Here is a 25,873-nt window from a genome sequence, read left to right as displayed (position 1 = left end):
CATCCGGCCGCTCAGACATTCGCATCGCGCTAGTCTGCGGTTCGACCGGAGGTGGTCTTGGTGCTGCTGGCCGGCGCGGTCCCCAGGTGGTTCGGGTCGCAGCCGCATCGCCGACTTGCGGGCGACTGTTTGAGGGTACTGACGAGGCTTCGCCTGGTCAAACCTGGCTTGCCCCAACGAAGCCGCGTGGAGGCTCAGAAAGTTTTCGGTTTCGGTCACACTCGCCGCCCACGCCGCTAGCATGACGAGCCGAAGCAAGCCCCACGTACCCTAAACGACCTGATTGGAATGCAGCAGAACTGTTGGCAGCCGAACGGAAAACTGTTAGCTTCTGCGAAGTCGTTTTAGACTGAAGCAGCGCTCGACAATGAAGCGAGGATGGTAGATCGACTAGCTGCCTAGACAACCTCCCGAGGTTTTCTTCCAGCGCGGAGATCGCGAGCCGTCGCCGGTAGGTTGTGGCTCGCCTACGATCATCCTGTCCACACCTGTGTATAACTATGTGGACAGTTGTTTTGTCGCCAAGCGTGGTGTGACTCGGGTCCGGGACGTTCGAAAACCAGGGAGATGCGTCGTTGGCCGATGACCCCGGTTCCAGTTTCACGACAGTGTGGAATGCGGTCGTTTCCGAGCTCAACGGGGAGCCCACTGCCGACGGTATGGCCGTCAACCGCACGACACTGGTCACTCCCCTCACCCCGCAGCAAAGAGCGTGGCTCAATCTGGTTCGCCCGCTGACCATCGTCGAGGGCTTTGCTCTGCTGTCGGTGCCGAGCAGTTTCGTGCAGAACGAGATCGAACGACATCTGCGCGCGCCCATCACCGATGCGCTCAGCCGCCGCCTCGGACAACAGATCCAACTCGGAGTCCGCATCGCTCCCCCGCCCGACGACGTCGAGGACGCTCTCATCCCGCCGGCGGAACCGTTCCCCGAATCCGATCCTTCCTTCGGCGGCGACGGACCGGCCGTCGACACCGAGGAAGCTTTCGAAAGCAGCGAGACCGTCGGGGACACCCAGCCCGGCTGGCCCAACTACTTCACCGAGCGGCCGCACGCGATCGATCCGGCCGTCGCCGCCGGAACGAGCCTCAACCGCCGCTACACCTTCGACACTTTCGTCATCGGCGCCTCCAACCGGTTCGCGCACGCGGCCGCCCTGGCGATCGCCGAAGCGCCGGCGCGGGCTTACAACCCGTTGTTCATCTGGGGTGAGTCCGGTCTCGGCAAGACCCACTTGTTGCACGCCGCCGGCAATTACGCCCAGCGGCTGTTTCCGGGGATGCGGGTCAAGTACGTGTCCACCGAGGAGTTCACCAACGACTTCATCAACTCGCTGCGCGACGACCGCAAGGTCGCGTTCAAGCGCAGTTACCGCGACGTCGACGTGCTGCTGGTCGATGACATCCAGTTCATCGAGGGCAAGGAAGGTATCCAGGAAGAGTTCTTCCACACCTTCAACACGCTGCATAACGCCAACAAGCAGATCGTCATCTCCTCCGACCGGCCGCCCAAACAGCTGGCCACCCTGGAAGACCGGCTGAGAACACGCTTCGAGTGGGGCTTGATCACCGACGTGCAGCCACCGGAGCTGGAGACCCGCATCGCCATCTTGCGCAAGAAAGCTCAGATGGAGCGGCTGGCGGTGCCCGACGACGTGCTCGAACTCATCGCCAGCAGCATCGAGCGCAACATCCGCGAGCTCGAAGGTGCTCTGATCCGGGTCACCGCGTTCGCCTCGCTGAATAAGACCCCGATCGACAAATCACTGGCCGAAATCGTGCTGCGCGACCTGATCGCCGATGCCAGCACCATGCAGATCAGTGCGGCCACCATCATGGCGGCCACCGCCGAGTATTTCGACACCACCGTGGAAGAACTCCGCGGGCCCGGTAAGACTCGAGCGTTGGCCCAGTCGCGCCAGATCGCCATGTATCTGTGCCGCGAGCTCACCGACCTCTCGCTGCCCAAGATCGGCCAGGCGTTCGGCCGGGACCACACCACGGTCATGTATGCGCAGCGCAAGATCTTGTCCGAGATGGCCGAGCGGCGTGAGGTTTTTGATCATGTCAAGGAGCTCACCACTCGCATCCGTCAGCGTTCCAAGCGCTGACTGCTCTCCCCCGGCGCGCCGCGCGCCGTTTTCCGGGCTTCCGCTGCCTGAGTTTGTGATTTTTTTCGAGAAACTTCACGCGCGTCTGTCACACCCGCCACACCGCTGGCGTGTGCGCAGGGCTGTGCACAACGCAATTAAACGCCGGTGCAGTAACACCGCTTGCGTGCACAGCCGTAGTTCGTCCCCACCCGCCCAACACACCACCCACAGGTTCCCACGCCCCAATGCACAACCCGATCATGGCGCTAGCTGCGCCGCGAGGCTGTTCTCCCCAGGATGCACAGGCCTTAATACTGGTACTGAGATCTCTTCATCGGTTCTTCTTTGAAATACAGGCTTGGGGACGCGCGGCACACACCCGTCGTCTTGGCCTTGGTCGGCTCGGGTTGTCAGGCTTTGCGATTAGCTTTCAAGATGGCCCCGAAGGATCTACGGTTGTTCTTCGACTGCCGTAACGTTCGTCATTGGCATTGCATGTCATCGGCGTTCGTGGCGGAGCCCCGTGCTAGCGGCGGGCGGCTAGCCAATGGATTCGAACGCTGAGTAGGTGAAGGGACGCTATGGACGCGGCGACGACAACGGCTGGCCTCAGCGACTTGAAATTTCGTTTAACGCGGGAGTCATTCGCCGACGCGGTGTCGTGGGTGGCGAAGAACCTGCCGTCCAGGCCAGCGGTGCCGGTGCTGTCCGGTGTGCTGCTGTCTGGAACCGACGAGGGCCTGACGATCTCCGGATTCGATTATGAAGTTTCCGCCGAAGCACAGGTTGCGGCCGAAATAGCTTCTCCGGGAAGCGTTTTGGTGTCCGGCCGGTTGTTGTCGGACATCGTGCGGGCGCTGCCGAACAAGCCCATCGACTTCTACGTCGACGGTAATCGCGTGGCGCTGCACTGCGGAAACGCCAGGTTCTCGTTGCCGACGATGGCCGTCGAGGATTACCCGACGTTGCCGACGCTGCCGGAAGAGACCGGGACGCTGCCCGCCGACCTGTTCGCCGAGGCGATCAGCCAGGTTGCCATCGCCGCGGGCCGCGACGACACGTTGCCGATGCTGACCGGCATCAGGGTGGAGATTTCGGGTGACACGGTGGTGCTGGCCGCGACCGACAGATTCCGGTTGGCAGTTCGCGAGCTGACTTGGTCGGCGGCGGCATCGGACATCGAAGCCGCGGTCCTGGTGCCGGCCAAGACCCTGGCCGAAGCCGCCCGGACCGGCGCCGACGGCTCCGAGGTCCGGTTGTCATTGGGTGCGGGCTCGGGCGTCGGAAAGGACGGGCTGCTCGGCATCAGCGGTAACGGCAAGCGCAGCACCACCCGCCTGCTCGATGCGGAGTTCCCGAAGTTCCGTCAGCTGCTGCCGGCCGAGCACACGGCCGTCGCGACCATCAACGTGGCGGAGTTGACCGAGGCCATCAAGCTGGTGGCGTTGGTAGCCGACCGTGGTGCGCAGGTGCGGATGGAATTCAGCGAAGGTTCGCTGCGGTTGTCCGCCGGCGCCGACGACGTCGGCCGGGCCGAAGAAGATCTGGCGGTCGATTTTGTCGGCGAGCCGTTGACGATCGCCTTCAACCCGACGTATCTGACCGACGGATTGGGATCGGTCCATTCCGAGCGGGTGTCGTTCGGTTTCACGACTCCGGGTAAGCCGGCGTTGCTGCGTCCGGCGTTGAACGACGACAGCCACCCGACCGGCCCGGGCCCCTACAGCGCCCTGCCGACCGATTACGTCTACTTGTTGATGCCTGTCCGGTTGCCTGGCTAGGTGTACGTCCGGCATTTGGGACTGCGTGACTTCCGGTCCTGGGCACACGCCGACCTCGAATTGCAGCCTGGTCGGACGGTCTTCATCGGATCCAACGGGTTCGGGAAGACGAATCTCCTTGAGGCGCTGTGGTATTCGAGCACCCTGGGCTCGCATCGGGTGGGAACCGACCTGCCGTTGATTCGCGCGGGCGCTGACCGCGCGGTGATTTCCACGATCGTCGTCAACGAAGGCAGAGAGTGCGCGGTCGACCTGGAGATCGCCGCGGGCAGGGCGAACAAGGCACGGCTGAATCGTTCCCCGGTGCGCAGTACCCGCGAAGTGATCGGGGTCCTGCGCGCGGTGCTGTTCGCTCCCGAAGACCTGTCATTGGTGCGGGGTGATCCGTCGGACCGGCGCCGCTACCTCGATGACCTGGCGACGGTGCGCCGCCCGGCGGTGGCCGCCGTGCGGGCCGACTACGAAAAAGTCTTGCGGCAGCGCACCGCGTTGTTGAAATCGCTGTCCGGGGCGCGCTACCGGGGCGACCAGAGCGCGATCGACACGCTCGACGTGTGGGACAGTCGCCTCGCCGAACACGGTGCCCAATTGATGGCCGCGCGTATCGATTTGGTGAACCAGTTGGCTCCGGAGGTCGAAAAGGCCTATCAGCTCTTGGCTCCCGGATCGCGTGCCGCGTCCATCGGTTATCGATCAAGCCTGGGTGCCGAGGCGGCGGCTGATCTGGCGGGCGCCGATCGCGAATTCCTGGAAGCCGCCTTGCTCGCGGCATTGTCGGCGCGCCGCGATGCGGAGCTGGAACGGGGCATGTGTCTCGTCGGCCCGCACCGCGATGACCTGGAATTGTGGCTTGGCGATCAACCCGCGAAAGGCTTTGCCAGCCATGGGGAGTCGTGGTCGTTTGCGTTGTCGCTGCGACTGGCCGCCTACGAATTGCTGCGCGCCGAGGAGAGCGAACCCGTGTTGTTGCTCGACGACGTGTTCGCCGAGCTCGATGCCGCCCGGCGCCGCGCACTCGCCACGGTGGCCGAATCCGCCGAACAAGTGTTGGTCACCGCCGCGGTGCTCGAAGACATTCCGGCGGGCTGGGAAGCTCGACAGGTCTACGTCGACTTACGCGACGGCGACTCGGGCCGGGTATCGGAGATGCACTCATGACCGGTACGGATGACGGTCTGCCTCCCGCCGCGGCATCGAAAGCGCTGAGCGGGATCGATTTGGTCAGGCGCACCCTCGAGGAGGCCCGGGCCGCGGCGCGGGCCCAGGGCAAGGATGCCGGACGCGGCCGTGCGGTCGCCCCCGTGCCGCGCCGGGTGGCGGGCCAGCGGCGCAGTTGGTCGGGGCCGGGGCCCGATGTTCGAGACCCGCAACCGCTGGGCAGCCTGGCCCGCGAGCTGGCGAAAAAGCGGGGCTGGTCAGCCCAGGTCGCCGAGGGCACCGTGCTGGGAAACTGGGCGACGGTGGTTGGCCACCAGATCGCCGACCATGCGGTGCCGACCGCCCTGAACGAGGGCGTGCTGAGTGTGGCCGCCGAATCGACGGCGTGGGCCACCCAGTTGCGGATGATCCAGTCGCAGTTGTTGGCCAAGATCGCGGCCGCCGTCGGCAACGGAGTGGTGACGTCGTTGAAAATCACCGGCCCGGCCGCACCGTCGTGGCGCAAGGGGCCGCGTCACATCGCGGGACGGGGCCCGCGCGACACCTATGGTTAGGGAGTCGATCACCCGCTCGTGGATCCCCAGACGGGGGTTTGTCCACAGGCCCCTGAAATCGGCCAGGACGACACGGAGGCCCTCGACGCACGTCGGGACGCGGCCAGAATAAAGAAATCGTCCGCACGGCGCGGTTAGCTGGGTAGAAACGCGGCCAGAAAATCGGTCCCGACGCCTGATCACGCTAGACTGGCGGGATGCGACTGTCGCGGTGACTGGAACCGCCCGCATGAAACCCCAAGGAGAGCATTCCGACCGTGGCTGCCCAGAAGAAGAAGGCGCAAGACGAATACGGCGCCTCAGCGATCACCGTGCTCGAAGGCCTGGAAGCCGTCCGCAAACGCCCCGGTATGTACATCGGGTCCACCGGTGAGCGTGGTTTGCACCACCTCATCTGGGAGGTGGTCGACAACTCGGTCGACGAGGCGATGGCCGGCTATGCCGACAAGGTCGACGTCCGCATTCTCGACGACGGCAGCGTCGAGGTCTCCGACAACGGCCGCGGCATCCCGGTGGCGATGCACGCCACCGGCGCCCCCACCGTCGACGTCGTGATGACGCAGCTGCACGCCGGCGGCAAGTTCGGCGGGGAGAACAGCGGTTACAACGTCAGTGGTGGTCTGCACGGCGTCGGTGTGTCGGTGGTCAACGCGCTGTCGACCCGGCTCGAGGTTGACATCGCCCGCGACGGCCACGAATGGTCGCAGTATTATGACCGTGCGGTGCCCGGAACCCTCAAACAGGGCGAGGCCACCAAGCGCACCGGCACCACGATCCGATTCTGGGCCGATCCGGAAATCTTCGAGACCACCGACTACGACTTCGAAACGGTGGCGCGCCGCCTGCAGGAAATGGCGTTCCTCAACAAGGGGTTGACCATCAACCTCACCGACGAGCGGGTGACCAAGGAGGAGGTCGTCGACGAGGTCGTCAGCGACACCGCCGAAGCTCCCAAGACGGCAGAGGAAAAAGCCGCGGAATCCACCGCGCCCCACAAGGTCAAGCACCGCACCTTCCACTACCCGGGTGGCCTGGTCGACTTCGTCAAGCACATCAACCGCACCAAGAGCCCGATCCAGCAGAGCATCATCGACTTCGACGGCAAGGGACCAGGCCACGAGGTCGAAATCGCGATGCAGTGGAACGGCGGCTACTCGGAATCCGTGCACACCTTCGCCAACACCATCAACACCCACGAGGGCGGCACCCACGAAGAGGGCTTTCGCAGCGCGCTGACCACGGTGGTCAACAAGTACGCCAAGGACAAGAAGCTGCTCAAAGAAAAGGATCCGAACCTCACCGGCGACGACATCCGCGAAGGGCTGGCCGCGGTGATCTCGGTGAAGGTCAGCGAACCGCAGTTCGAGGGCCAGACCAAGACCAAGCTGGGCAACACCGAAGTCAAGTCATTCGTGCAGAAGGTTTGCAACGAACAACTGACGCACTGGTTCGAAGCCAACCCCGCGGACGCCAAGGTCGTGGTCAACAAGGCGGTGTCGTCGGCGCAGGCCCGCATCGCCGCGCGCAAGGCGCGAGAGTTGGTACGCCGCAAGAGTGCGACCGATCTCGGCGGCCTGCCCGGCAAGCTCGCCGACTGCCGCTCCACCGACCCCCGCAAATCCGAACTGTATGTGGTGGAGGGTGATTCGGCTGGCGGCTCGGCCAAGAGCGGCCGCGACTCGATGTTTCAGGCCATCCTTCCGCTGCGCGGCAAGATCATCAACGTCGAAAAGGCCCGTATCGACCGGGTTTTGAAGAACACCGAAGTCCAGGCGATCATCACGGCGCTGGGCACCGGGATCCACGACGAGTTCGACATCACCAGGCTGCGCTATCACAAGATCGTGCTGATGGCCGACGCGGATGTGGACGGCCAGCACATTTCGACGTTGTTGTTGACGCTGCTGTTCCGGTTCATGCGCCCGCTGATCGAGCACGGGCACGTGTTTTTGGCGCAGCCGCCGCTGTACAAGCTCAAGTGGCAGCGCAGCGATCCCGAATTCGCCTACTCCGATCGCGAGCGCGACGGCCTGCTCGCCGAGGGCCGGAAAGCCGGCAAGAAAATCAACGCCGAGGACGGCATCCAGCGCTACAAGGGTCTCGGCGAGATGGATGCCAAGGAACTCTGGGAGACCACCATGGACCCGTCGGTCCGGGTGCTGCGACAGATCACCCTCGACGACGCCGCCGCGGCCGACGAGCTGTTCTCCATCCTGATGGGAGAGGACGTCGACGCCCGCCGCAGCTTCATCACCCGCAACGCCAAAGACGTTCGCTTCCTTGACGTTTAGCGACTCCTCCCCCACTGAACTCTCACCGATGAGGATTAGATGACAGACACCACGCTGCCGCCCGGCGGCGACGCCGCCGACCGCATCGAACCGGTCGACATCCAGCAGGAGATGCAGCGCAGCTACATCGACTACGCGATGAGCGTGATCGTCGGACGCGCGTTGCCCGAAGTGCGCGACGGCCTCAAGCCGGTGCACCGCCGGGTGCTCTACGCGATGTTCGACTCCGGGTTCCGTCCGGACCGCGGCCACGCCAAGTCGGCGCGGTCGGTGGCCGAGACGATGGGGAACTACCACCCACACGGCGACTCGTCTATCTACGACACCCTGGTCCGGATGGCGCAGCCGTGGTCGCTGCGCTACCCGTTGGTGGACGGGCAGGGTAACTTCGGTTCGCCCGGTAACGACCCGCCGGCCGCCATGCGGTACACCGAGGCGCGGCTGACCCCGCTCGCCATGGAAATGCTGCGCGAAATCGACGAGGAGACAGTCGATTTCATCCCCAACTATGACGGCCGGGTACAAGAGCCCACCGTGCTGCCCAGCCGGTTCCCCAACCTGCTGGCCAACGGCTCGGGCGGTATCGCGGTCGGCATGGCGACCAACATCCCGCCGCACAACCTGCGCGAGTTGGCCGACGCCGTCTACTGGTGCCTGGACAACCACGAGGCCGACGAAGAGGCCACGCTGACCGCGGTCTGCGAGCGGGTGAAGGGCCCGGACTTCCCCACCCACGGTCTGATCGTCGGATCCCAAGGCATCCACGACGCGTACACCACCGGCCGCGGGTCGATTCGGATGCGCGGAGTCGTTGAGGTTGAAGAAGATTCGCGCGGCCGCACCTCGCTGGTGATCACCGAGCTGCCGTACCAGGTGAACCACGACAACTTCATCACCTCCATCGCCGAGCAGGTCCGCGACGGCAAGCTGGCCGGCATCTCCAACATCGAAGACCAGTCCAGCGACCGCGTCGGTCTGCGCATCGTGGTGGAAATCAAGCGCGACGCCGTGGCCAAGGTGGTGCTGAACAACCTCTACAAGCACACCCAGCTCCAGACCAGCTTCGGCGCCAACATGCTGTCGATCGTCGACGGCGTGCCGCGCACCCTGCGCCTCGACCAGATGATCCGCCACTACGTCGACCACCAACTCGACGTGATCATCCGGCGAACCACGTACCGCCTGCGCAAGGCCAACGAGCGCGCGCACATCTTGCGCGGTTTGGTGAAAGCCCTTGACGCACTTGACGAAGTGATCGCGTTGATCCGTGCGTCGGAAACCGTGGACATCGCCCGGGCCGGCCTGATCGAGCTGCTGGACATCGACGAAATCCAGGCCCAGGCCATCCTGGACATGCAGCTGCGCCGGCTGGCCGCCCTGGAGCGTCAGCGCATCATCGACGACCTGGCCAAGATCGAAGCCGAGATCGCCGACCTCGAGGACATCCTGGCCAAGCCGGAGCGGCAGCGCGCCATCGTCCGCGACGAGCTGGCCGAGATTGTCGAGAAGCACGGCGACGACCGCCGGACCCGGATCATCGCGGCCGACGGTGACGTCGCCGACGAGGATCTGATCGCTCGCGAGGACGTCGTCGTCACCATCACCGAGACCGGCTACGCCAAGCGCACCAAGACCGACCTGTATCGCAGCCAGAAGCGTGGCGGCAAGGGAGTGCAGGGCGCCGGGCTCAAACAGGACGACATCGTGCGGCACTTCTTCGTCTGCTCGACCCACGACTGGATCCTGTTCTTCACCACCCAGGGCCGGGTGTATCGGGCCAAGGCGTACGACCTGCCGGAAGCGTCGCGCACCGCGCGCGGCCAGCACGTCGCCAACCTGCTGGCCTTCCAGCCCGAGGAGCGGATCGCTCAGGTCATCCAGATCAAGAGTTACGAGGACGCCCCGTACTTAGTGCTGGCCACCCGCAACGGCCTGGTGAAAAAAACCAAGTTGACCGACTTCGACTCCAACCGCTCGGGCGGAATCGTGGCGATCAACCTGCGCGACAGCGACGAACTCGTCGGCGCGGTTCTGTGCTCCTCCGAGGAGGACCTGTTGTTGGTCTCGGCCAACGGGCAGTCCATCCGGTTCGCGGCGACCGACGAAGCCCTGCGTCCGATGGGCCGCGCCACCTCCGGCGTGCAGGGCATGCGATTCAACACCGACGACTACCTGTTGTCACTCAACGTTGTCCGTGAGGGCACCTACCTCCTGGTGGCGACGTCGGGCGGGTACGCCAAGCGCACCGCGATCGAGGAGTATCCCGTGCAGGGCCGCGGCGGCAAGGGAGTGCTGACGGTCATGTACGACCGCCGGCGTGGCAGGCTGGTTGGCGCGTTGATCGTCGATGAGGACAGCGAGCTGTACGCCATCACCTCGGGAGGCGGCGTCATCCGCACCGCGGCGCGCCAGGTCCGCAAGGCGGGACGGCAGACCAAGGGCGTGCGCCTGATGAACCTGGGTGAAGAGAACACGCTGTTGGCCATCGCCCGCAACGCCGAGGAAAACGCCGACGAAGTCGTCGAGGAAAGCGGCGGTGCTGCGGAGTCGGACAACTAGTCGGTACCGAACCACTAGACTCAGCCGGATGACGATGCGGGCCGCGGGGCGGCCCGCGGAGGAACCGGGCATTTAGACTCAGCCCGGCCAGACAGAATGCGACTGCCACCGCGCGGGCGGCCAGGGTAGGAGACCTAAGGAGTCGGGGTGACCTCACCGAACGAGCCGGGCGCCCCCAACAAGGGGGACGGCCCCAACGGGGATGGTTCGGTCGAGCGTGCAGGTGTGCGCCGGGCCGCGCCGCCCGCATCGGGTGGCGGCGCCCATGAGGGTGGGGAGGGACCACCGTGGCAGCGCGGCGGTGCCCGGCCCTCGCAGCCGGGACCCCGGCAACACGAGGCGCCCACCGAGAAGCGGCCGTCGGGCCAGCCGAGCGGCGTCGAGGCCCGGCTGAACCGCTTCATCTCCGGCACCGCAGCGCCCGCACCCGGCGGCCCGGCGCACGCCAAGGAGCCTGAGCCTGCGCGTACCGAGGGATCCCCGGCCGAGGCCTACGCCAGTGAACTACCGGATCTGTCCGGCCCGCTGCCGCGCGGCCCGCACCGCAAGCCGGCCCCCGAGCGTCCCGCGGATTCGTCGAGCTCGTCGGGCGGACGTCCGGCAACCACCGAGAGCCGGGACAGCCGGGACAACCGGGTGCAGGTGTCACGGCGAACGCGGGGCCCGGTGCGCGCCAGCATGCAGATTCGGCGGATCGATCCGTGGAGCACGTTGAAGGTGTCGCTGCTGCTCTCGGTGGCGTTGTTCTTCGTCTGGATGATCGCCGTCGCGTTCCTCTACCTGGTGCTCGGGGGCATGGGCGTGTGGTCGAAGTTGAACAGCAACGTCGGTGACTTGCTGAACAACACCAGCGGCAGCAGCGGCGAACTGGTGTCCAGCGGCACGATTTTCGGCGGCGCCGTCTTGATCGGCTTGGTCAATATCGTGCTGCTCACCGCGATGGCCACCATCGCCGCGTTCGTCTACAACCTCACCACGGATCTGATCGGCGGTGTCGAAGTGACATTGGCGGATCGCGACTAGCAGTGGATGCTGCACTTTTGGGAGTCGGGCGGCTATTGCGGTAATCTCGTCGCTCGGCCGTACGCGAGTACGGGCCTATAGCTCAGGCGGTTAGAGCGCTTCGCTGATAACGAAGAGGTCGGAGGTTCGAGTCCTCCTAGGCCCACAACCATGTGCCCGTCAAGACGTTGCGTAAGACTCGCACTGCCACTGGGGCTTGTCGCCGTGTTGGCAGCGGTGGCGTGGTCACGACGTGGAGTCGAGGTCTGGCACGTGGCTGTGGAAGACCAAGGTCAACCACCCAGTCACGATGAGGGGCCTTAGCTCAGTTGGTAGAGCACCGCCTTTGCAAGGCGGGTGTCAGGGGTTCGATTCCCCTAGGCTCCACAAGTCCGCGGACCTCCATCAACTCGGCCGCCCCAATCGAGGCGTGCGGGTCAAACCACCAGACACTCGAGTGGCGCTGAAGACATTCAGTTAACTCCGATCCCGGACGCCTCGTGCCCGCGGATAACGTCACGGACCAATCGTGTTCCGCTAACATCTGTAAGCACTGATTGCGTGATCCGTAAGCCATCGCCGCCGTAAAGGCGACTGACCTGCAGCAAGGCTCCAGCCCCACCACACATTCCCAATATCGGCGGCGCAGTAGGCGGCCCGGCAAATGACCGGTTGCTACCCAGCGATAAGGCAGCCCACAGCGCAACTCCACCTTTGCTACGAGGAGGAAACGGCTTTGTACGGGCTAATCCGCAATGGGGTGAGTGCTCAGGGGCGGCCATGTCTTCGGTCCGGGTAGTCAGGACGCCCTGCACGCCGGTCGCGGTCATCGGCATGGCGTGCCGACTGCCCGGTGGCATCGACTCTCCAGCACGGTTGTGGGAGGCGCTGCTGCGCGGCGATGACCTGGTCACAGAGATCCCGCCCGAGCGGTGGGACGCCGAGGAGTATTACGACCCCCAGGCTGGTGTGCCCGGCCGGTCGGTGTGTAAGTGGGGTGCGTTCCTCGATGACGTCGCGGGCTTCGATTCCGAGTTTTTCGGTATCACCGAAAAAGAAGCGACCGCGATGGATCCTCAGCATCGTTTGCTGCTGGAGGTTTCGTGGGAGGCCATGGAGCACGGTGGCCTCACCCGGCATACGCTGGCCGGCTCGCGGACCGGCGTGTTCATGGGATTGATGCACGACGACTATCAGTTCGTGCACGCCGAGGCCAACGCGCTGGACGGCCCTTACGGATACATGGGCAACAGCTTCGCCATGGGATCCGGGCGGATCGCCTACACGATGGGACTGCGCGGTCCGGCGATGACGGTGGACACCGCATGCTCGTCCGGTCTGGCCGCCGTGCACCTGGCTTGCCGAAGCTTGCAGGACGGCGAGAGCGACATCGCCTTGGCGGGCGGCGCCTCGGTGTCCTTCGAACCGCGCAAATCCTGTTCGGGTTCTGCCATCGGCATGCTGTCCGCGACCGGACGCTGCCACGCGTTCGACGTCGCCGCCGACGGGTTCGTGGCCGGCGAGGGATGCGTTGTGCTGATGCTCAAGCGGCTACCGGATGCGATCGACGCGGGCGACCGGATCTTGGCTGTGCTGCGCGGCACTGCTGCCAACCAGGACGGCCACACGGTGAATATCGTGACGCCATCGCGGGCCGCACAGGTCGAGGCCTATCGCGCGGCGTTGGCCGCGGCGGGCGTCGACCCCCGCACCGTCGGCATGGTGGAGGCGCACGGTCCCGGAACCCCGGTGGGCGATCCCATCGAGTACGCCAGCCTGGCAGAGGTGTACGGCCTCGACGGTCCGTGCGCGCTGGCATCGGTGAAGACCAACTTCGGGCACACCCAGTCGGCCGCGGGAGCGCTGGGGTTGATGAAGGCGATCCTCGCGCTGCAACACGGGGTGGTCCCGCGCAACCTGCACTTCACCCGGCTGCCCGACGAGATGGCCCAAATTAAAACCAATCTGTTTGTGCCGCAGGAGAATACGTCGTGGCCCCACAACGGTCACCGTGGCCCGCGGCGCGCGGCGGTGTCGTCATACGGCTTCTCGGGCACCAACGTGCACGCGATCGTCGAGCAGGCCCCCGACACGGCCGCACCGGGTGATGCGCCCAACACCCCGGCGATCGGCGGCCCCCTGTTTTTCCCGCTGTCGGCGACGTCGGCCGACGGACTGCGGCAAACCGCCGGGCGGCTCGCCGACTGGATCGGCGCGCACGCGCAGGGGTCGGCGGCAGCGGACGTGGCGTACACCCTTACTCGCCGCCGTGCGCACCGCCCAGTACGCACGGCGGTCATCGCCGACAGCCTCACGGAGCTCACCGAAGGCCTGCGCGGGATTGCGGCGGACGACTTCCCGTACCAGTCCGCGGCCGGACAGGACGATCGAGGACCGGTGTGGCTGTTCTCCGGGCAGGGTTCGCAGTGGGCGGCGATGGGTGCCGGGCTGCTCGAGACGGAACCGGTGTTCGCCGCGACCGTCGCCGAAGCGGAACCGCTGATCGCGCGGGAGTCCGGATTCTCGGTGACCGAAGCGATTTCGGCGCCCGAGACGGTGACCGGGATCGACCGCATTCAGCCCGCGCTGTTCACCATGCAGGTCGCGCTGGCCGCCGCGATGAGGTCCTACGGGGTGCGGCCCGGGGCCGTGATCGGTCACTCGATGGGTGAGGCCGCCGCCGCGGTCGTGGCGGGAGCGCTGTCCCTGGAGGACGGGGTGCGGGTGATCTGCCGCCGCTCGCGGCTGATGTCCACGATCGCCGGCTCCGGCGCCATGGCATCGGTGGAGTTGCCGGCCGAGCAGGTGCTTCTGGAACTGATGGCCCGCGGTGTCGAGGACGTCGTGCTGGCGGTGGTCGCCTCGCCCCGGTCCACGGTGGTCGGCGGCGCCACGCAGGCCGTGCGCGACCTGGTCACCGCGTGGGAGCAACGCGACGTGCCGGCCCGCGAAATCGCGGTTGACGTCGCGTCGCACTCCCCGCAGGTCGATCCGATCCTCGACGAGCTGTCCGACGTGCTCGCAGAACTCAACCCCATGACACCGGAGGTGCCCTTCTACTCCGCGACCGCATTCGACCCGCGCGAGCGGCCCGTGTGCGATGCCTGGTACTGGTCGGACAATTTGCGTCACATGGTGCGTTTTGCCGCGGCCGTGCAGGCGGCGCTGGAGGACGGCTACCGGGTGTTCGCGGAATTGGCTCCGCATCCCCTACTCACCCACGCCGTCGAGCAGACTGCCGGCAGCCTCGGCATGCCGCTGGCCGCGCTCGCCGCCATGCGCCGCGAGCAAGCCCTGCCGCATGGACTGCGAGGCTTTCTTGCCGGACTGTTCAGTGCCGGTGCTGCGATCGACTTTTCGGCGATCTCCCCCGGCGGTCGGCTGGTCGATGCGCCGCTACCGGCGTGGAGCCACCGCCCCCTGCTGCTGACCCGCGGCGGCGACGATTCGCGGGCACGCGGCGCCTGGGCAGTTCCGGTGCACCCCCTGATGGGCGCCCACGTGCGACTGCACGAGGTGCCGGAGCGGCACGTTTGGCAGGGCGAGGTCGGTACCGCGGCGCAGCCCTGGCTGGTCGATCACCGGATCCACAACGTGGCTGCGCTTCCGGGGGCGGCCTACTGCGAGATGGCATGGGAAGCCGCCCGCACCGTGCTCGGCGAGACGTCCGAGGTCCGCGACATCAGCTTCGAGGCAATGCTGTTGCTGGACGATCAGACTCCGGTATCCGCCGTCGCATCGGTGACCCCCACGGGCGCAGTCGATTTCGTGGTGGAGACGTTCGCAGAAGGCACGCAGATTCGCCGGGCGGCGGCGGTGTTGCACGCGGTAGGTGATGAGGACCAGCCCCCGACCTACGCGATGCCCGCCTTACTCGCGGCCCACCCGCACCGGCTGGAAGGCACCGAGTTGCGGACGCAGTTCGACGAGCACGGTTTGCAGTACGGTGCCGCATTCGCCGGACTGGTCGCGGTGCACAGCGCCGACGAGACGGTCGGCACGGTGCTGGCCGAGGTCGGGCTGCCCGGCCCGATCCGTTCGCAACAGAGCGCCTATGGCGTGCATCCCGCCTTGCTGGACGCCTGCTTCCAGTCGGTGGCGGCCAGTTCTGCCGCCCGGGCCGCCGGCAGTTCAGGTCTGCTGCTGCCGATGCGCATACGGCGGATCCGTGTCTACGCTCCCGCGCGCACCGCGCGCTACTGCTACACGACGGTGACACGTGCCGACGGGGCCGGGTTGGAGGCCGACCTCGATGTGCTCGACGCGCATGGGACGGTCCTGCTGGCCGTTCGCGGGCTGCAGGTCGGCACCGGGGCCTCCGAGAGCGCGAACCGCGATCGTGTTCTCAACGAACGGCTGCTGACCATCGAGTGGACGCCGCGGACTCTGCCCGATGCGGACCAGGTCGTGCCGGGCACGTATTTGTTGATCAGCACCTCTGCCACAGCGGCCGTCATGGCGACCAGCCTGACCGATGCGTTGAAAGCCGCAGGCGCCGGCTGCCTGACCATGACATGGCCGCAACGCTCCGATCACCAGGCCAATTCCGAATCGCTCGGGTCGCATCTGGGTACCCACGAGGTCGGTGCGGTGGTCGTCCTCACGGGACCTCGGAACGGTAACCCGGACGAGGAGTGTGCCCAGCGCGGTGAGGACTATGTGCGCCATCTGGCGCGAATTGTCAGGGATATCACGGCAATCGACGACGAACCGCCGCCCCTTTACGTCGTCACGCGCAACGCCCAGACCGTGTTGCCGGGGGACGTGATCAACCTGGAACAGGCCGGGCTGCGTGGCCTGGTGCGTGCGATCGGCACCGAGTATCCCCATTTGCGGGCCGCCCAGATCGATGTGGACGAGGACACGGACGCCGAGCAACTGGCACGGCAACTGCTGGGGTCCTCGGACGAGGACGAGACGGCCTGGCGGAACGGCCAGTGGCACGCGGCGCGCCTGACCCCGGCACCGCTACGGCAGGAGGAGCGGCGCACCGCCGTGGTGAGCCGGCCGGACGATGGGATGCGGGTGCAGATCCGCACGCCTGGCGACCTGGAAACGATCGAACTGGCTGCGTTCCAACGCCTTCCACCGGGACCCGGAGAGATCGAGGTCGCGGTGACGGCGGCCGGCATCAACTTCGCCGATGTCCTCTTCGCCTCCGGCCAGCATCCGGGTGTCCCCGGCAGCGCACCACGGCTGGGCACGGATTTTGCCGGCGTTGTGACCGCGATCGGCCCCGGCGTGACCACTCACCGGGTGGGCGACCGGGTGGGCGGCCTCTCCGAAAAGGGTTGCTGGGCCACGTTTGTCACCTGCGACGCCCGCCTGGCCGCGCCCCTTCCGCCGGGCCTCACTGAGGATCAGGCGGCCGCGGTGAGCACCCCGCATGCCATCGCCTGGTACGGGTTACACGATCAGGCCAGGATCACCAGTGGCGACCGGGTATTGATTCACTCCGCCACCGGCAGCGTCGGGCAGGCGGCGATCGCGATCGCCCGTGCCGCGGGAGCCGAGGTCTTCGCCACCGCCGGCAGCGAGCAGCGACGAGACCTGCTACGCCACAGCGGGGTTGAGCATGTCTACGATTCACGCAGCACCGAATTCGTCGAGCAGATCCGCCGCGACACCGACGGATACGGTGTCGACATCGTGCTCAGCGCCCTGACCGGGGCCGCGCAGCGCGCCGGATTGGAAGTGCTGTCCGTTGGCGGCCGATTCGTCGAAATCGGTCAGCACGATCCCTACCCCAACACGCGACTCGGCCCATTTCCCTTCCATCGCAATCTCACCGTGCATCACGTCGATCTGACCCTGATGTCCCAGAGTCGCCCGCAGCGGATCGGTGACCTGCTGGGCACGGTGTACCGGCTTGTCGCAGACGGTGCGGTGCCATCACCTGAAATCACGCATTACCCACTGGGCGACGCGGCCGGGGCCCTTCGCGTGAAAAGCGAGGCGGAAAAGCCGGGTAAGTTCGTGCTCGACGTGCCCCGGGTGGGGCGCACCGAGGTCGTGGTACCACCCGAGCAGGTCCCGGTTTTCCGGGCCGACGGCTCCTACATCCTCACCGGCGGATTGGGGGGCATCGGTCTCTTCCTCGCCGAGAAGATGGCGACGGCCGGTTGCGGCCGCATCGTGCTCAGCTCCCGTTCGCAGCCCAATCCCAAAGCGCTGGAAGCGATCGCGTTCATGCGGGCGATGGGCACCGACATCGAGGTGGAATGCGGCGACATCACCGAAGTCGGCACGGCGGCGCGTTTGGTGGCCGCGGCGACCGCCACCGGCCTTCCGCTGCGCGGGGTGCTGCACGCCGCCGCCGTGTTCGAAAACGCGATGCTGGCCAATATGTCCGAGGAGCTCATCGGACGAAATTGGGCGCCAAAAGTCCACGGGGCGTGGAACTTACACCAAGCCACGGCCAGTCTTCCGCTGGACTGGTTCTGCTTATTCTCCTCGGCGGTAGGTCTGGTGGGCTCGCCCGGACAAGGGGCCTACGCCGCGGCGAACGGCTGGTTGGACGGATTCGCGCGGTGGCGCCGAACCCAAGGCCTTCCCGCCACCGCGATCGGATGGGCACTGTGGTCCGAGGTCGGTCGCGTCACCGAACGCCGAACCGAGAACGGCGACGACCCGGCTCCCGGAGAGGGCGGCGAAGGCACCGCCATCGCCCACTGGCGTGACACCGCTTTCACGGCCGAAGAGGGGGCCTACGCTTTCCAGACCCTGCTGTGCCACGACCGCGCGTACACGGGGTACGCAAAAATGACGGGCACCCCGTGGTTCGCCGCCTACGCGCACCGCAGCCGGTTCGCGGAACTGTTCCGGTCCAAGTCCCAAAGCTCAATGGATGCAAGCGAATTGCTCAACGAGTTGAACGCGCTACCCCCGGAGGAGCGGCCCATCCGGCTGCGGCGCATGATCTCCGATGCGGTCAGCCTGATTCTGCGTCGCACCATCGATCCGGATCACCCCCTTTCCGAGTACGGCCTCGACTCGATGGGCAACCTCGAGCTGCGGACCCGCATCGAGGCCGAAACAGGGATACGCGTCACCACCAACGACATCACCACGATTAAGGGTTTGGCCGGACTCCTGTCCGAACGGCTGGCATCCGACCAGCCGGCGCCGCACCGTCGCAACGGCTCGCAGATCGAAATGCCGGCCGAGCCACTGGACTGAAGGAGAAACGGTGTTCGTAGGCGCAGGGCCAGCGCGCGGGCTGTTCGTCGGAACAGTCCGCGACTGGGTGCCGGGTCCGGGCCGAATCGTGTCGTGGCAAGCATCGCCCGCCTCACTCGAGAAAGCCCGGCACGCGCCGATAAGCGATGTTCCGCTGAGCGCCATGCAAGAAGCGCATCTTCGCGGCTATTCCCGCTACGCGGCCCGTGGGCTCGACTACGCACGGCTGGTGATCGGCTCCGGCGACGAAATCGGCCGCTGCGATATCCGCGCCATGAACTACGTCATCAACGCACATCTCCGTCGACACAAGACGTATCACAGTCGGTTCGTATTCGAAGATGCGGAACGCATTGTGCGGCATACCATCGAAGACCCCGCCGACATCGAGTTTCTCCCGATCCGGCACAGTGAGATGTCGACGAGTGAATGGCAAGAGTTCGTGCTGTCCACCCCCGACCCCGTTCAGTGGGATTGCTTCAGGTTCGGGGTCATCCAGCGCGCGGACCACTTCACGTTTTTCGCGATTGTCGATCACCTGCATTGTGACCCGACGATCATTTCGGGTCTATACGCCGAGATCGTGATGAACTACCGGATCCTGGTTACCGGCGGTGCGCTCGCTGCGTCACCTCCTCCGGCCAGCCATGACGATTTCTGCCTGCGGGAGAAACATCACCTGTCCACTCTGTCTCTGGCTTCGCCTGAGGTGCGTAAGTGGATCGAGTTTGCCGAAAACAATGGTGGGACCCTGCCCGACTTTCCCCTCCCACTCGGTGACTTGTCGGCACCCACGGGCGGCGGCCTGGTGGTCGAACGACTGATGAATCAGCAACAGACGGCTGAATTCGAATCGCTCTGTACGAAAGCGGGCGCCCGCGTCAGCGGCGGCCTGTTCGCCTGCGTCGCCCTCGCCCAATACGAGTTAACGGGCGCCACAACGTATTACGGGCTCGCACCGACCGACAATCGCAGGTCATTGGCGGAATTCGCCACGATGGGTTGGTTCACCGGCGTGGTTCCATTCACGGTGCCCGTCCAGCCCGCGTCTTTTCAAGAGACCACCCGTGCCGCGCAGGAATCCTTCGATGCGAATCTGGACCTCGCGAAGGTGTCGTTCAACGACGTATTGAAGATGGCGCCGTGGCTCAGGGAATGGGGATCGAACTGCACGATGGTCAATTACATGGATACGGGACTCCCGCCGTTCTCCGCGACCATCGCCTCACACATGAAGAACGCGAACATCAGAATCTACTGCGACCCAAGGGATCCGGCGCACCTGTACATCTCGGTGATCCGCCTCTTCGACGAGGTGTCGATCTGGGTCAATTTCCCGAACAATCCGGTGGCCAGGGACTCGGTGACCCGATATCTGAGTGCGCTGAAATCGGTGCTGGGCCGCGTCGTGGACGCGCGCCATGCCGGTAGAGCAATGACCGACATCACGGGTCTTGCCTACGCGGACGACGACTGATGCCCCGGGACGCGCCTCTGAAAATTGTTTTGGCCACCCATGGAACTCGCGGCGACGTCGAGCCCTGCGCCGCCGTCGGTCTGGAGCTGCTGCGGCGAGGGCACGAAGTGCGCATGGCCGTTCCGCCAAACCTGGTGGACTTCGTGGCGTCGGCGGGCCTCGCCGCCGTGGAGTACGGACCGGATTCGCAGGAACAGGTGAACGCGGTCGCGGACTTCGTTCATCACGCCGTCAAGCCGCAGAATCCGATCAACCTGGTGCGCTCGGGCAAGGAACTCTTCGTCGAGGGCTGGGCGCAGATGAGCAGGACGCTGACTCCACTGGCGGACGGAGCGGACCTGCTGGTAACCGGGCAGACGTACCACGGGGTCGTCGCCAATGTCGCCGAGTACTACAACATTCCGATGGCGGAACTGCACCACATGCCGATCTGCGTCAACGGCCGGCTCGGCCTTCCTTCGATACCCTCGCCGGCTCCGCTGGTCCGCTCTGCTTTGCGGTCGGCGTGGTGGATGTATTGGCGCATCACCAAGGATGTCGACGACGCGCAGCGCCGTGAACTGGGCCTACCGAGGACGTCGATCCCAGCAGCGAAACGGATGGCGGCACGTGGAGCGCTCGAAATCCAGGCATACGACGAGGCATGCTTTCCGGGCCTCGCGACCGAATGGAACGGCCGGCGACCCTTCGTCGGCGCGCTGACGATGGACTTACCGACGGATGCCGACGATGAGGTCGCGTCGTGGATTCGCCAGGGAACGCCACCGATCTACTTCGGCTTCGGCAGCACACCGGTTCGATCCCCCGCCGAGACGATCGCCACGATCGCCTCCGTCTGCGGGGAACTCGGCGAGCGGGCCGTCGTCTATTCCGGCACGAGCGGCTACAACAATGTCCCTCATTATGACCACGTGAAAATGGTCGACCTGGTTAACTATTCAGTTATCTTTCCCTTATGCCGCTCGGTTGTGCACCACGGTGGCGCGGGCACCACGGCCGCGGCCCTGCGTGCCGCCATGCCCATGTTGGTCCTTTGGGACGTAGCGGACCAGCCGTTTTGGGCGGCACAGGTCACACGGATGAAAGTCGGTCGTGCCCAGCGCTTCTCGACCATGACCCGGGAATCGCTGGTCGCGCACCTACGTGAGATCCGCGCGCCGCAATACGCCATCCGGGCCCGTGAAATCGCCACCCGGATGACCAAACCCGCCGAAAGCGTCACCGCGGCGGCCGATCTCCTGGAAGTTGCGGCCCTTACGAAGCGCCTCGACTGATGTGGGGCACGGTGCTGGGGCTCGCACTGTGGCTGTCGATCGACCCGACCCGCCTGGTGATCGGTGGAATCCTGATGTCGAGTCCCCGGCCCCGGCACAACCTTCTTGCTTACTGGCTGGGCGGCCTTGCGGCAGGGGTCGCACCCGGCCTGGGAGCGCTTGTCCTGCTGCACGGTTCGCTGCTGCTGGTTGTGGAAAATGCGAGGTCCGCGGTCGCAAGCTGCACGGGCGGATATTTCCAAATTGCTGTCGGCGTACTCGCGCTCATGATCGCCGCAGTAGTTGCGGCGGGGTTTCCGGCGCGTCTGTATGCCGGCACGGCAATGTACGGCGGTGCCCCGTCAGACCCTGCTCTACAGCCAAGAACATTGACCGCATCCGCACGGATGACGGCCCGCGTGCGTGATGCACTGCAAGGCGGAAATCCGTGGATGGCATTCGGGATCGGCCTGGTCACCACCATGCCAGTCGTCGATTATCTCGTCGTGCTCATCCTCATCGTCTCCTCTCGAGCCGCAATCGGCATCCAATTCGGCGCAGTCGTGGCATTCACCGTGGTGGTGCTTGTTCTCGTGGAGGTGCCGCTCGTCAGCTATCTGGTCATGCCGGCAACAACCCGGCTGGTGATGTCGCAACTGCATCGATGGGTCGCCACTCACCGGCGGCGGCTGCTCATCACCGTAACCGCGGCCGTGGGGCTGATGTGTGTGACGGCGGGTATGAGCAGCATTTGAGCGGGAGACGCGTTCATTTCGCCCCGCCAGCCGTCGGCGGGGTCTTGCATGCTTCGCGGTGTGTCCACCTGGCAAGCGGACGGGCATAGCCGCTGAGCAGTGAGGGTGCCCTTCGGCCGAGCCTGTCCACATTCGATTGGATGAGTTCGAAGGGATAGGGCGTGTGCTGCTCGATTACGTCGCGCAGCTGCGCCATGGACGCGTGCCACGGCATGTCGTACCGCGCCAGGTTCGCCTTGAGGAAGGGGAATCGAAAGTCGCCGATGAGGCCGTCCCAAAAGTAGAGCGTGCCGTTACTTCCCGCGGAACGGTCGCCGTCCCAGAGGTGCGTAGATGAGCGCCTATAGGTGTTTTTGATGGCGGTGGCGGTGACGAACGGTTTGATCGTCAGACCCGCCAGCCGAGCCCGTTTGGACAAGCCGACCTCGTACCGCCAGATGAGGGCGCCTTTGTGAACGACGTACTGGAAATCGTTCCAGAAATCGGTGAGGAAGGGACGGGTGCGTGAGTTGAGATCCCAAGTCAGCAAAAAGGCTTGGAGATGGGGCGCCATCTGAGTGTTTTCGACGGGCCCGTACATGTCGGCACCGCGAAACGAATTCCACATCTCGTCAAGCGGAAATAGAGGTCCGAACACGCTGTCATTGGCGATCACGAGACGGTCGAACTGATCGAGCGACCAGCCGCGATCCCGCAGAATGCACCATGCGAGGTGCCACGAGCCGAAGTCAAGGGAGAGCGTGCGGCGGGTGTAAATGCCGGCGCAAAGAGACCGAATGGGAGCGACCGACTCCGGCTTGAGCATGGGTGAGCCGGAGACGAAGATGATGCTCGCCCCGAGCCCGTACAGTGCCTTCAGGTAATAGGCGACATAAGGATCGATGATGCCGTGCGGATCAAAGTGTGCGAACAGAACTAGCGTGCGGCAACCGGGCGCAGGCTGCGGCGGCAGTTCCAAATGTGTTGCGCAGAGGAATTGTAAAGCGTTGTGGCTCAAGCGGTATCGCGCGGCGGCCACAACGCGCTCGCTTTCGGTACGCAGCGCATTTGCGAGATTCAAGCCGCCGGGCCGCATCAGCTCCCTTTTCAGTCAGATGACGCCGGAAGTCCGTCCTGGTGTTACGTGTCCAAGCGGGCGAACTGATTCTGTCGGTACCGTTCGACGCAGGCCGCCCGTCTGACCTTGCCGCTGGTGGTGATGGGGATCGAACCGGGCGCCACCACAACAAGATCCGCGATGCTCAGTCCGTGCACATTGGATATCGCGGAGGTGACTTGGCGTTTGACGACGTCGAACGCATCGACCGCCTCTTCGCCGGAGCCGGCCCGTTTCTTGAACTCGATGATCGCGACCAGCTTTTCCGTGCCCTCGTCGGGAACCGAGATCGCCGCGCAACGTCCCGGCGCGATGCTTTGAATAGTTGCCTCGAGGTCGTCGGGAGAGTGGTTGCGTCCGTAGACGATCAACAGATCTTTGATACGGCCGACGATGAACAGCTCGCCGTCGGAGAAGAAGCCCAAATCGCCGGTCCTCAGCCACGGTCCCTCGGGGGTGCCCTGCGATGGCGTGACAACGGTTGCGCCGAATGTCTCCTCAGACTCCCGGGGTCGCTGCCAATAGCCGGTCGCGACGTTGTCCCCGTGCACCCAGATCTCGCCGGTCGTGCCCGCCGGACACTCGATCCTGCTGTCGGGATTGACGATCCGCACCACCGGCGAACGCGCCGCGCCGTAACTGACCAACGGTGTGCCGCCCGCGCCTGCCCACCGTCTCGCGAGGCCCGCCGTCAGTTCCTCGGAGCCGAAGTGAACTACCCGCGGTGGCTGGCCCGCCTCGCGGGTCGCGACGTACAACGTGGCCTCCGCCATTCCGTACGAGGGCCGTAATGCCTTGTCCGGCAGGTTGAAAGGAGCGAACCGCTCGGTGAAGCGCCGCAGTGTCGCAGGCTGTACTCGCTCACTACCGTTGAGGATGCTCAACACATTCCCGAGATCTTGCCCGGCCAGGTCGCCATCCGAGGTTTTCCGTGCCGCGAGTTCGAAAGCGAAGTTCGGCCCCGCCGAAAGTGCGTGACTGTTCGTCGCCAGCAATTGGATCCATCGGGCGGGTCGCTGGAGAAAGGCGACCGGGCTGAGCAGCACGGTGCGGAATCCGGTCAGAACCGGAAAGATGATTCCGAGATGCAAGCCCATGTCGTGGTAGAACGGCAGCCAGGAAACCACGGTGGTGTCCGGCGGGGCAACGCCCCCGTGGTCCCCGAAGAAAGCGGCGTTGATCTGCCCGAAATTCGCCATGATGTTCTTGTACGTGACCATGACCCCGACGGGCGTGCGCGTCGACCCGGAAGTGTATTGCAAATAGACTGTGTCCGTTGCAATCTCGGCCCGGGTGGGGGCGCCTTTGTTGGAGTCGAGATCCAAGAGATCAACCTCGACGATCGGTGGTGCGGATTCGCCGAATTTGGACCCGGGGTTGTCGGCAATAGCGCCGGCGACTGACGATGTCGTGAGGATGACGGACGGCGATGCGTCACGCAGCACCGTATCCACGCGCTCGTCGCTGGTCGCACCTAGCGGGACCGCGATGAGGCCGGCCTGTAGTGCGCCGAGAAATGCACTGATGTAGTCCAGTCCGGGTGGCGCCAAGACCACCGCACGGTCGCCCGGGGATGCGCGAAGTCTGAGTTCCTGGGCAAGATTGAGCACTCGTCGATGCAGCCGCGACCACGTCAGACTTTCTGCGATTCCGTCCGGGTCGTGGTCATAATTGATGAACGTGAACGCCGTCTGATTAGGCTGCAGACTCGCCCGTTCGCGCAGCAGTGTCGGAATGGGACACTTGAGCATGGGCGTCAGGTTACCTCGGCCGTTCTCAACACGTCGGTTTTGCATGAAAGACGATGGGCGACTCCAACGTACGCCGATGGAACGCCTCATCGACCGGTTGAATCGCAACCCAATCTCTCTGGCTCTGTTGAATTTGCGTTTCAAATACGGTTACCGGCTTCTCAGTCGCCTGCTCACGAGGGACGACGTGTTGTTCCTGAATTACGGGTACGAAGAGGATCCGCCGATGTCCTTGCCGCTGACGGCGGCCGAGGAGGCCGATCGGTTTCCCATCCAGCTCTACCATCGGACGGCCACGCAGGTGGACCTCGCGGGCAAGGACGTGCTCGAGGTCAGTTGTGGCCATGGCGGCGGCGCTGCGTATCTGATGCGGACCCTGCATCCGGCGTCTTACACGGGGCTGGATCTCAACACGGTCGGCATCAAATTCTGCCGCCAGAGGCACAACCTGCCCGGTTTGACCTTCGTGCCGGGCAACGCCGAGAGCCTGCCCTTTCCCAAACATTCCTTCGACGCGGTGATCAATGTCGAGGCGGCGATCAACTACCAAAATGTCCCCGAGTTCTTCGCCGAAGTGAAACGCGTGCTGCGCCCGGGCGGGCACTTTCTCTATGCCGACATTCGCTACGCCGACGAAATCGATGCGTGGGAGGCGGACCTGGCCAACATCCCGATGCGGCTGGTGTCCGAACGGATCATCAATGCGGAGGTGATGCGGGGGCTGGAGAAGAATCGGTTTCTCGACCAGATCACGCGCCGGCTGCCGAATATCGGACTGTTGCGCGGCATAGCCGACGACTACGCGGGTGGGCGGGGCTCGCTGATCTACCGCCGTCTGGAAAACGGCGAGGCTTCCTACCGGTTGTTCTGCTTCGACAGGGAGTGAGGCGTGAGGGTCGCGTAAATATCGTGTTGACGGCACTT

General features: G+C 65.1%; 14 protein-coding genes and 2 tRNA genes. 14 read left to right on the top strand and 2 right to left on the bottom strand.

Annotation, left to right across the window (positions count from 1 at the left end; genetic code table 11):
• The first annotated feature begins 575 nt into the window (after positions 1 to 575).
• From dnaA to A5688_RS23635, 13 genes are all read left to right on the top strand, one after another.
• Entirely contained in the window at positions 576 to 2,111 is a 1,536-nt protein-coding gene (dnaA, locus tag A5688_RS23695) for a chromosomal replication initiator protein DnaA (protein ID WP_067914796.1), read from the top strand.
• 563 nt (positions 2,112 to 2,674) lie between these two features.
• Positions 2,675 to 3,874 (top strand): DNA polymerase III subunit beta, encoded by a 1,200-nt coding sequence (gene dnaN / locus A5688_RS23690; protein ID WP_067835007.1) that lies wholly within the window; start codon positions 2,675 to 2,677, stop codon positions 3,872 to 3,874.
• Complete coding sequence (recF, locus tag A5688_RS23685; protein ID WP_067835005.1) at positions 3,875 to 5,032, top strand: DNA replication/repair protein RecF; 1,158 nt, start codon at positions 3,875 to 3,877, stop codon at positions 5,030 to 5,032.
• Complete coding sequence (locus A5688_RS23680) at positions 5,029 to 5,586, top strand: DUF721 family protein (protein ID WP_067914798.1); 558 nt, start codon at positions 5,029 to 5,031, stop codon at positions 5,584 to 5,586. Before recF ends, A5688_RS23680 begins: the two co-directional genes overlap by 4 nt.
• Positions 5,587 to 5,843: 257 nt before the next feature.
• A complete protein-coding gene (gene gyrB, locus A5688_RS23675) occupies positions 5,844 to 7,877 on the top strand; it encodes a DNA topoisomerase (ATP-hydrolyzing) subunit B (protein ID WP_067835003.1) in 2,034 nt (677 codons plus the stop codon).
• 39 nt (positions 7,878 to 7,916) lie between these two features.
• Entirely contained in the window at positions 7,917 to 10,436 is a 2,520-nt protein-coding gene (gyrA, locus tag A5688_RS23670) for a DNA gyrase subunit A (protein ID WP_067914800.1), read from the top strand.
• A gap of 147 nt (positions 10,437 to 10,583) precedes the next feature.
• Entirely contained in the window at positions 10,584 to 11,459 is an 876-nt protein-coding gene (locus tag A5688_RS23665) for a DUF3566 domain-containing protein (RefSeq protein WP_067835001.1), read from the top strand.
• Positions 11,460 to 11,530: 71 nt separating this feature from the next.
• Positions 11,531 to 11,604, top strand: a tRNA-Ile gene (locus A5688_RS23660).
• A gap of 148 nt (positions 11,605 to 11,752) precedes the next feature.
• Positions 11,753 to 11,825 (top strand) — tRNA-Ala (locus A5688_RS23655).
• A 393-nt stretch (positions 11,826 to 12,218) separates the two neighbouring features.
• Positions 12,219 to 18,617: a sulfolipid-1 biosynthesis phthioceranic/hydroxyphthioceranic acid synthase gene (gene pks2, locus A5688_RS23650; protein WP_067914802.1), complete on the top strand. Its 6,399-nt coding sequence runs from the start codon at positions 12,219 to 12,221 to the stop codon at positions 18,615 to 18,617.
• A gap of 10 nt (positions 18,618 to 18,627) precedes the next feature.
• Positions 18,628 to 20,094, top strand: coding sequence for an acyltransferase (locus tag A5688_RS23645; RefSeq protein ID WP_067834998.1), 1,467 nt, complete (start codon positions 18,628 to 18,630; stop codon positions 20,092 to 20,094).
• Positions 20,095 to 20,111: 17 nt separating this feature from the next.
• Positions 20,112 to 21,368, top strand: coding sequence for a glycosyltransferase (locus A5688_RS23640; RefSeq protein ID WP_067835023.1), 1,257 nt, complete (start codon positions 20,112 to 20,114; stop codon positions 21,366 to 21,368).
• Positions 21,368 to 22,102 carry a GAP family protein gene (locus tag A5688_RS23635; RefSeq protein WP_067834997.1) on the top strand — a complete coding sequence of 245 codons (735 nt, stop codon included), beginning with the start codon at positions 21,368 to 21,370 and terminating at the stop codon, positions 22,100 to 22,102. Before A5688_RS23640 ends, A5688_RS23635 begins: the two co-directional genes overlap by 1 nt.
• Positions 22,103 to 22,115: 13 nt before the next feature.
• Here the strand turns inward: A5688_RS23635 and A5688_RS23630 are convergent, their stop codons facing one another.
• Both A5688_RS23630 and A5688_RS23625 read right to left on the bottom strand, forming a co-directional pair.
• Positions 22,116 to 23,177 (bottom strand): rhamnan synthesis F family protein, encoded by a 1,062-nt coding sequence (locus A5688_RS23630; protein WP_067834996.1) that lies wholly within the window; start codon positions 23,175 to 23,177, stop codon positions 22,116 to 22,118.
• Positions 23,178 to 23,221: 44 nt separating this feature from the next.
• Complete coding sequence (locus A5688_RS23625; protein WP_067834995.1) at positions 23,222 to 24,949, bottom strand: AMP-binding protein; 1,728 nt, start codon at positions 24,947 to 24,949, stop codon at positions 23,222 to 23,224.
• A 76-nt stretch (positions 24,950 to 25,025) separates the two neighbouring features.
• Between A5688_RS23625 and A5688_RS23620 the strand changes: the two genes are divergently transcribed.
• Positions 25,026 to 25,835: a phthiotriol/phenolphthiotriol dimycocerosates methyltransferase gene (locus A5688_RS23620; protein WP_120312231.1), complete on the top strand. Its 810-nt coding sequence runs from the start codon at positions 25,026 to 25,028 to the stop codon at positions 25,833 to 25,835.
• Positions 25,836 to 25,873: the final 38 nt, after the last annotated feature.

The sequence above is a fragment of the Mycobacterium mantenii genome (genome assembly GCF_001667865.1).
Taxonomy (GTDB): Bacteria; Actinomycetota; Actinomycetes; order Mycobacteriales; family Mycobacteriaceae; genus Mycobacterium; species Mycobacterium mantenii_A.
The sequence above is the reverse complement of the archived record's forward strand: the minus strand, read 5'-3'. Positions and strand labels throughout refer to the sequence as shown.

Bases quoted from the DNA above. Each gene is read 5' to 3' on its own strand.
- A5688_RS23630 (WP_067834996.1), bottom strand. From the start codon at position 23,177: ATGCGGCCCGGCGGCTTGAATCTCGCAAATGCGCTGCGTACCGAAAGC.
- pks2 (WP_067914802.1), top strand. From the start codon at position 12,219: ATGTCTTCGGTCCGGGTAGTCAGGACGCCCTGCACGCCGGTCGCGGTC.
- A5688_RS23635 (WP_067834997.1), top strand. From the start codon at position 21,368: ATGTGGGGCACGGTGCTGGGGCTCGCACTGTGGCTGTCGATCGACCCG.
- gyrA (WP_067914800.1), top strand. From the start codon at position 7,917: ATGACAGACACCACGCTGCCGCCCGGCGGCGACGCCGCCGACCGCATC.
- A5688_RS23625 (WP_067834995.1), bottom strand. From the start codon at position 24,949: ATGCTCAAGTGTCCCATTCCGACACTGCTGCGCGAACGGGCGAGTCTG.
- A5688_RS23680 (WP_067914798.1), top strand. From the start codon at position 5,029: ATGACCGGTACGGATGACGGTCTGCCTCCCGCCGCGGCATCGAAAGCG.
- dnaN (WP_067835007.1), top strand. From the start codon at position 2,675: ATGGACGCGGCGACGACAACGGCTGGCCTCAGCGACTTGAAATTTCGT.
- A5688_RS23620 (WP_120312231.1), top strand. From the start codon at position 25,026: ATGGAACGCCTCATCGACCGGTTGAATCGCAACCCAATCTCTCTGGCT.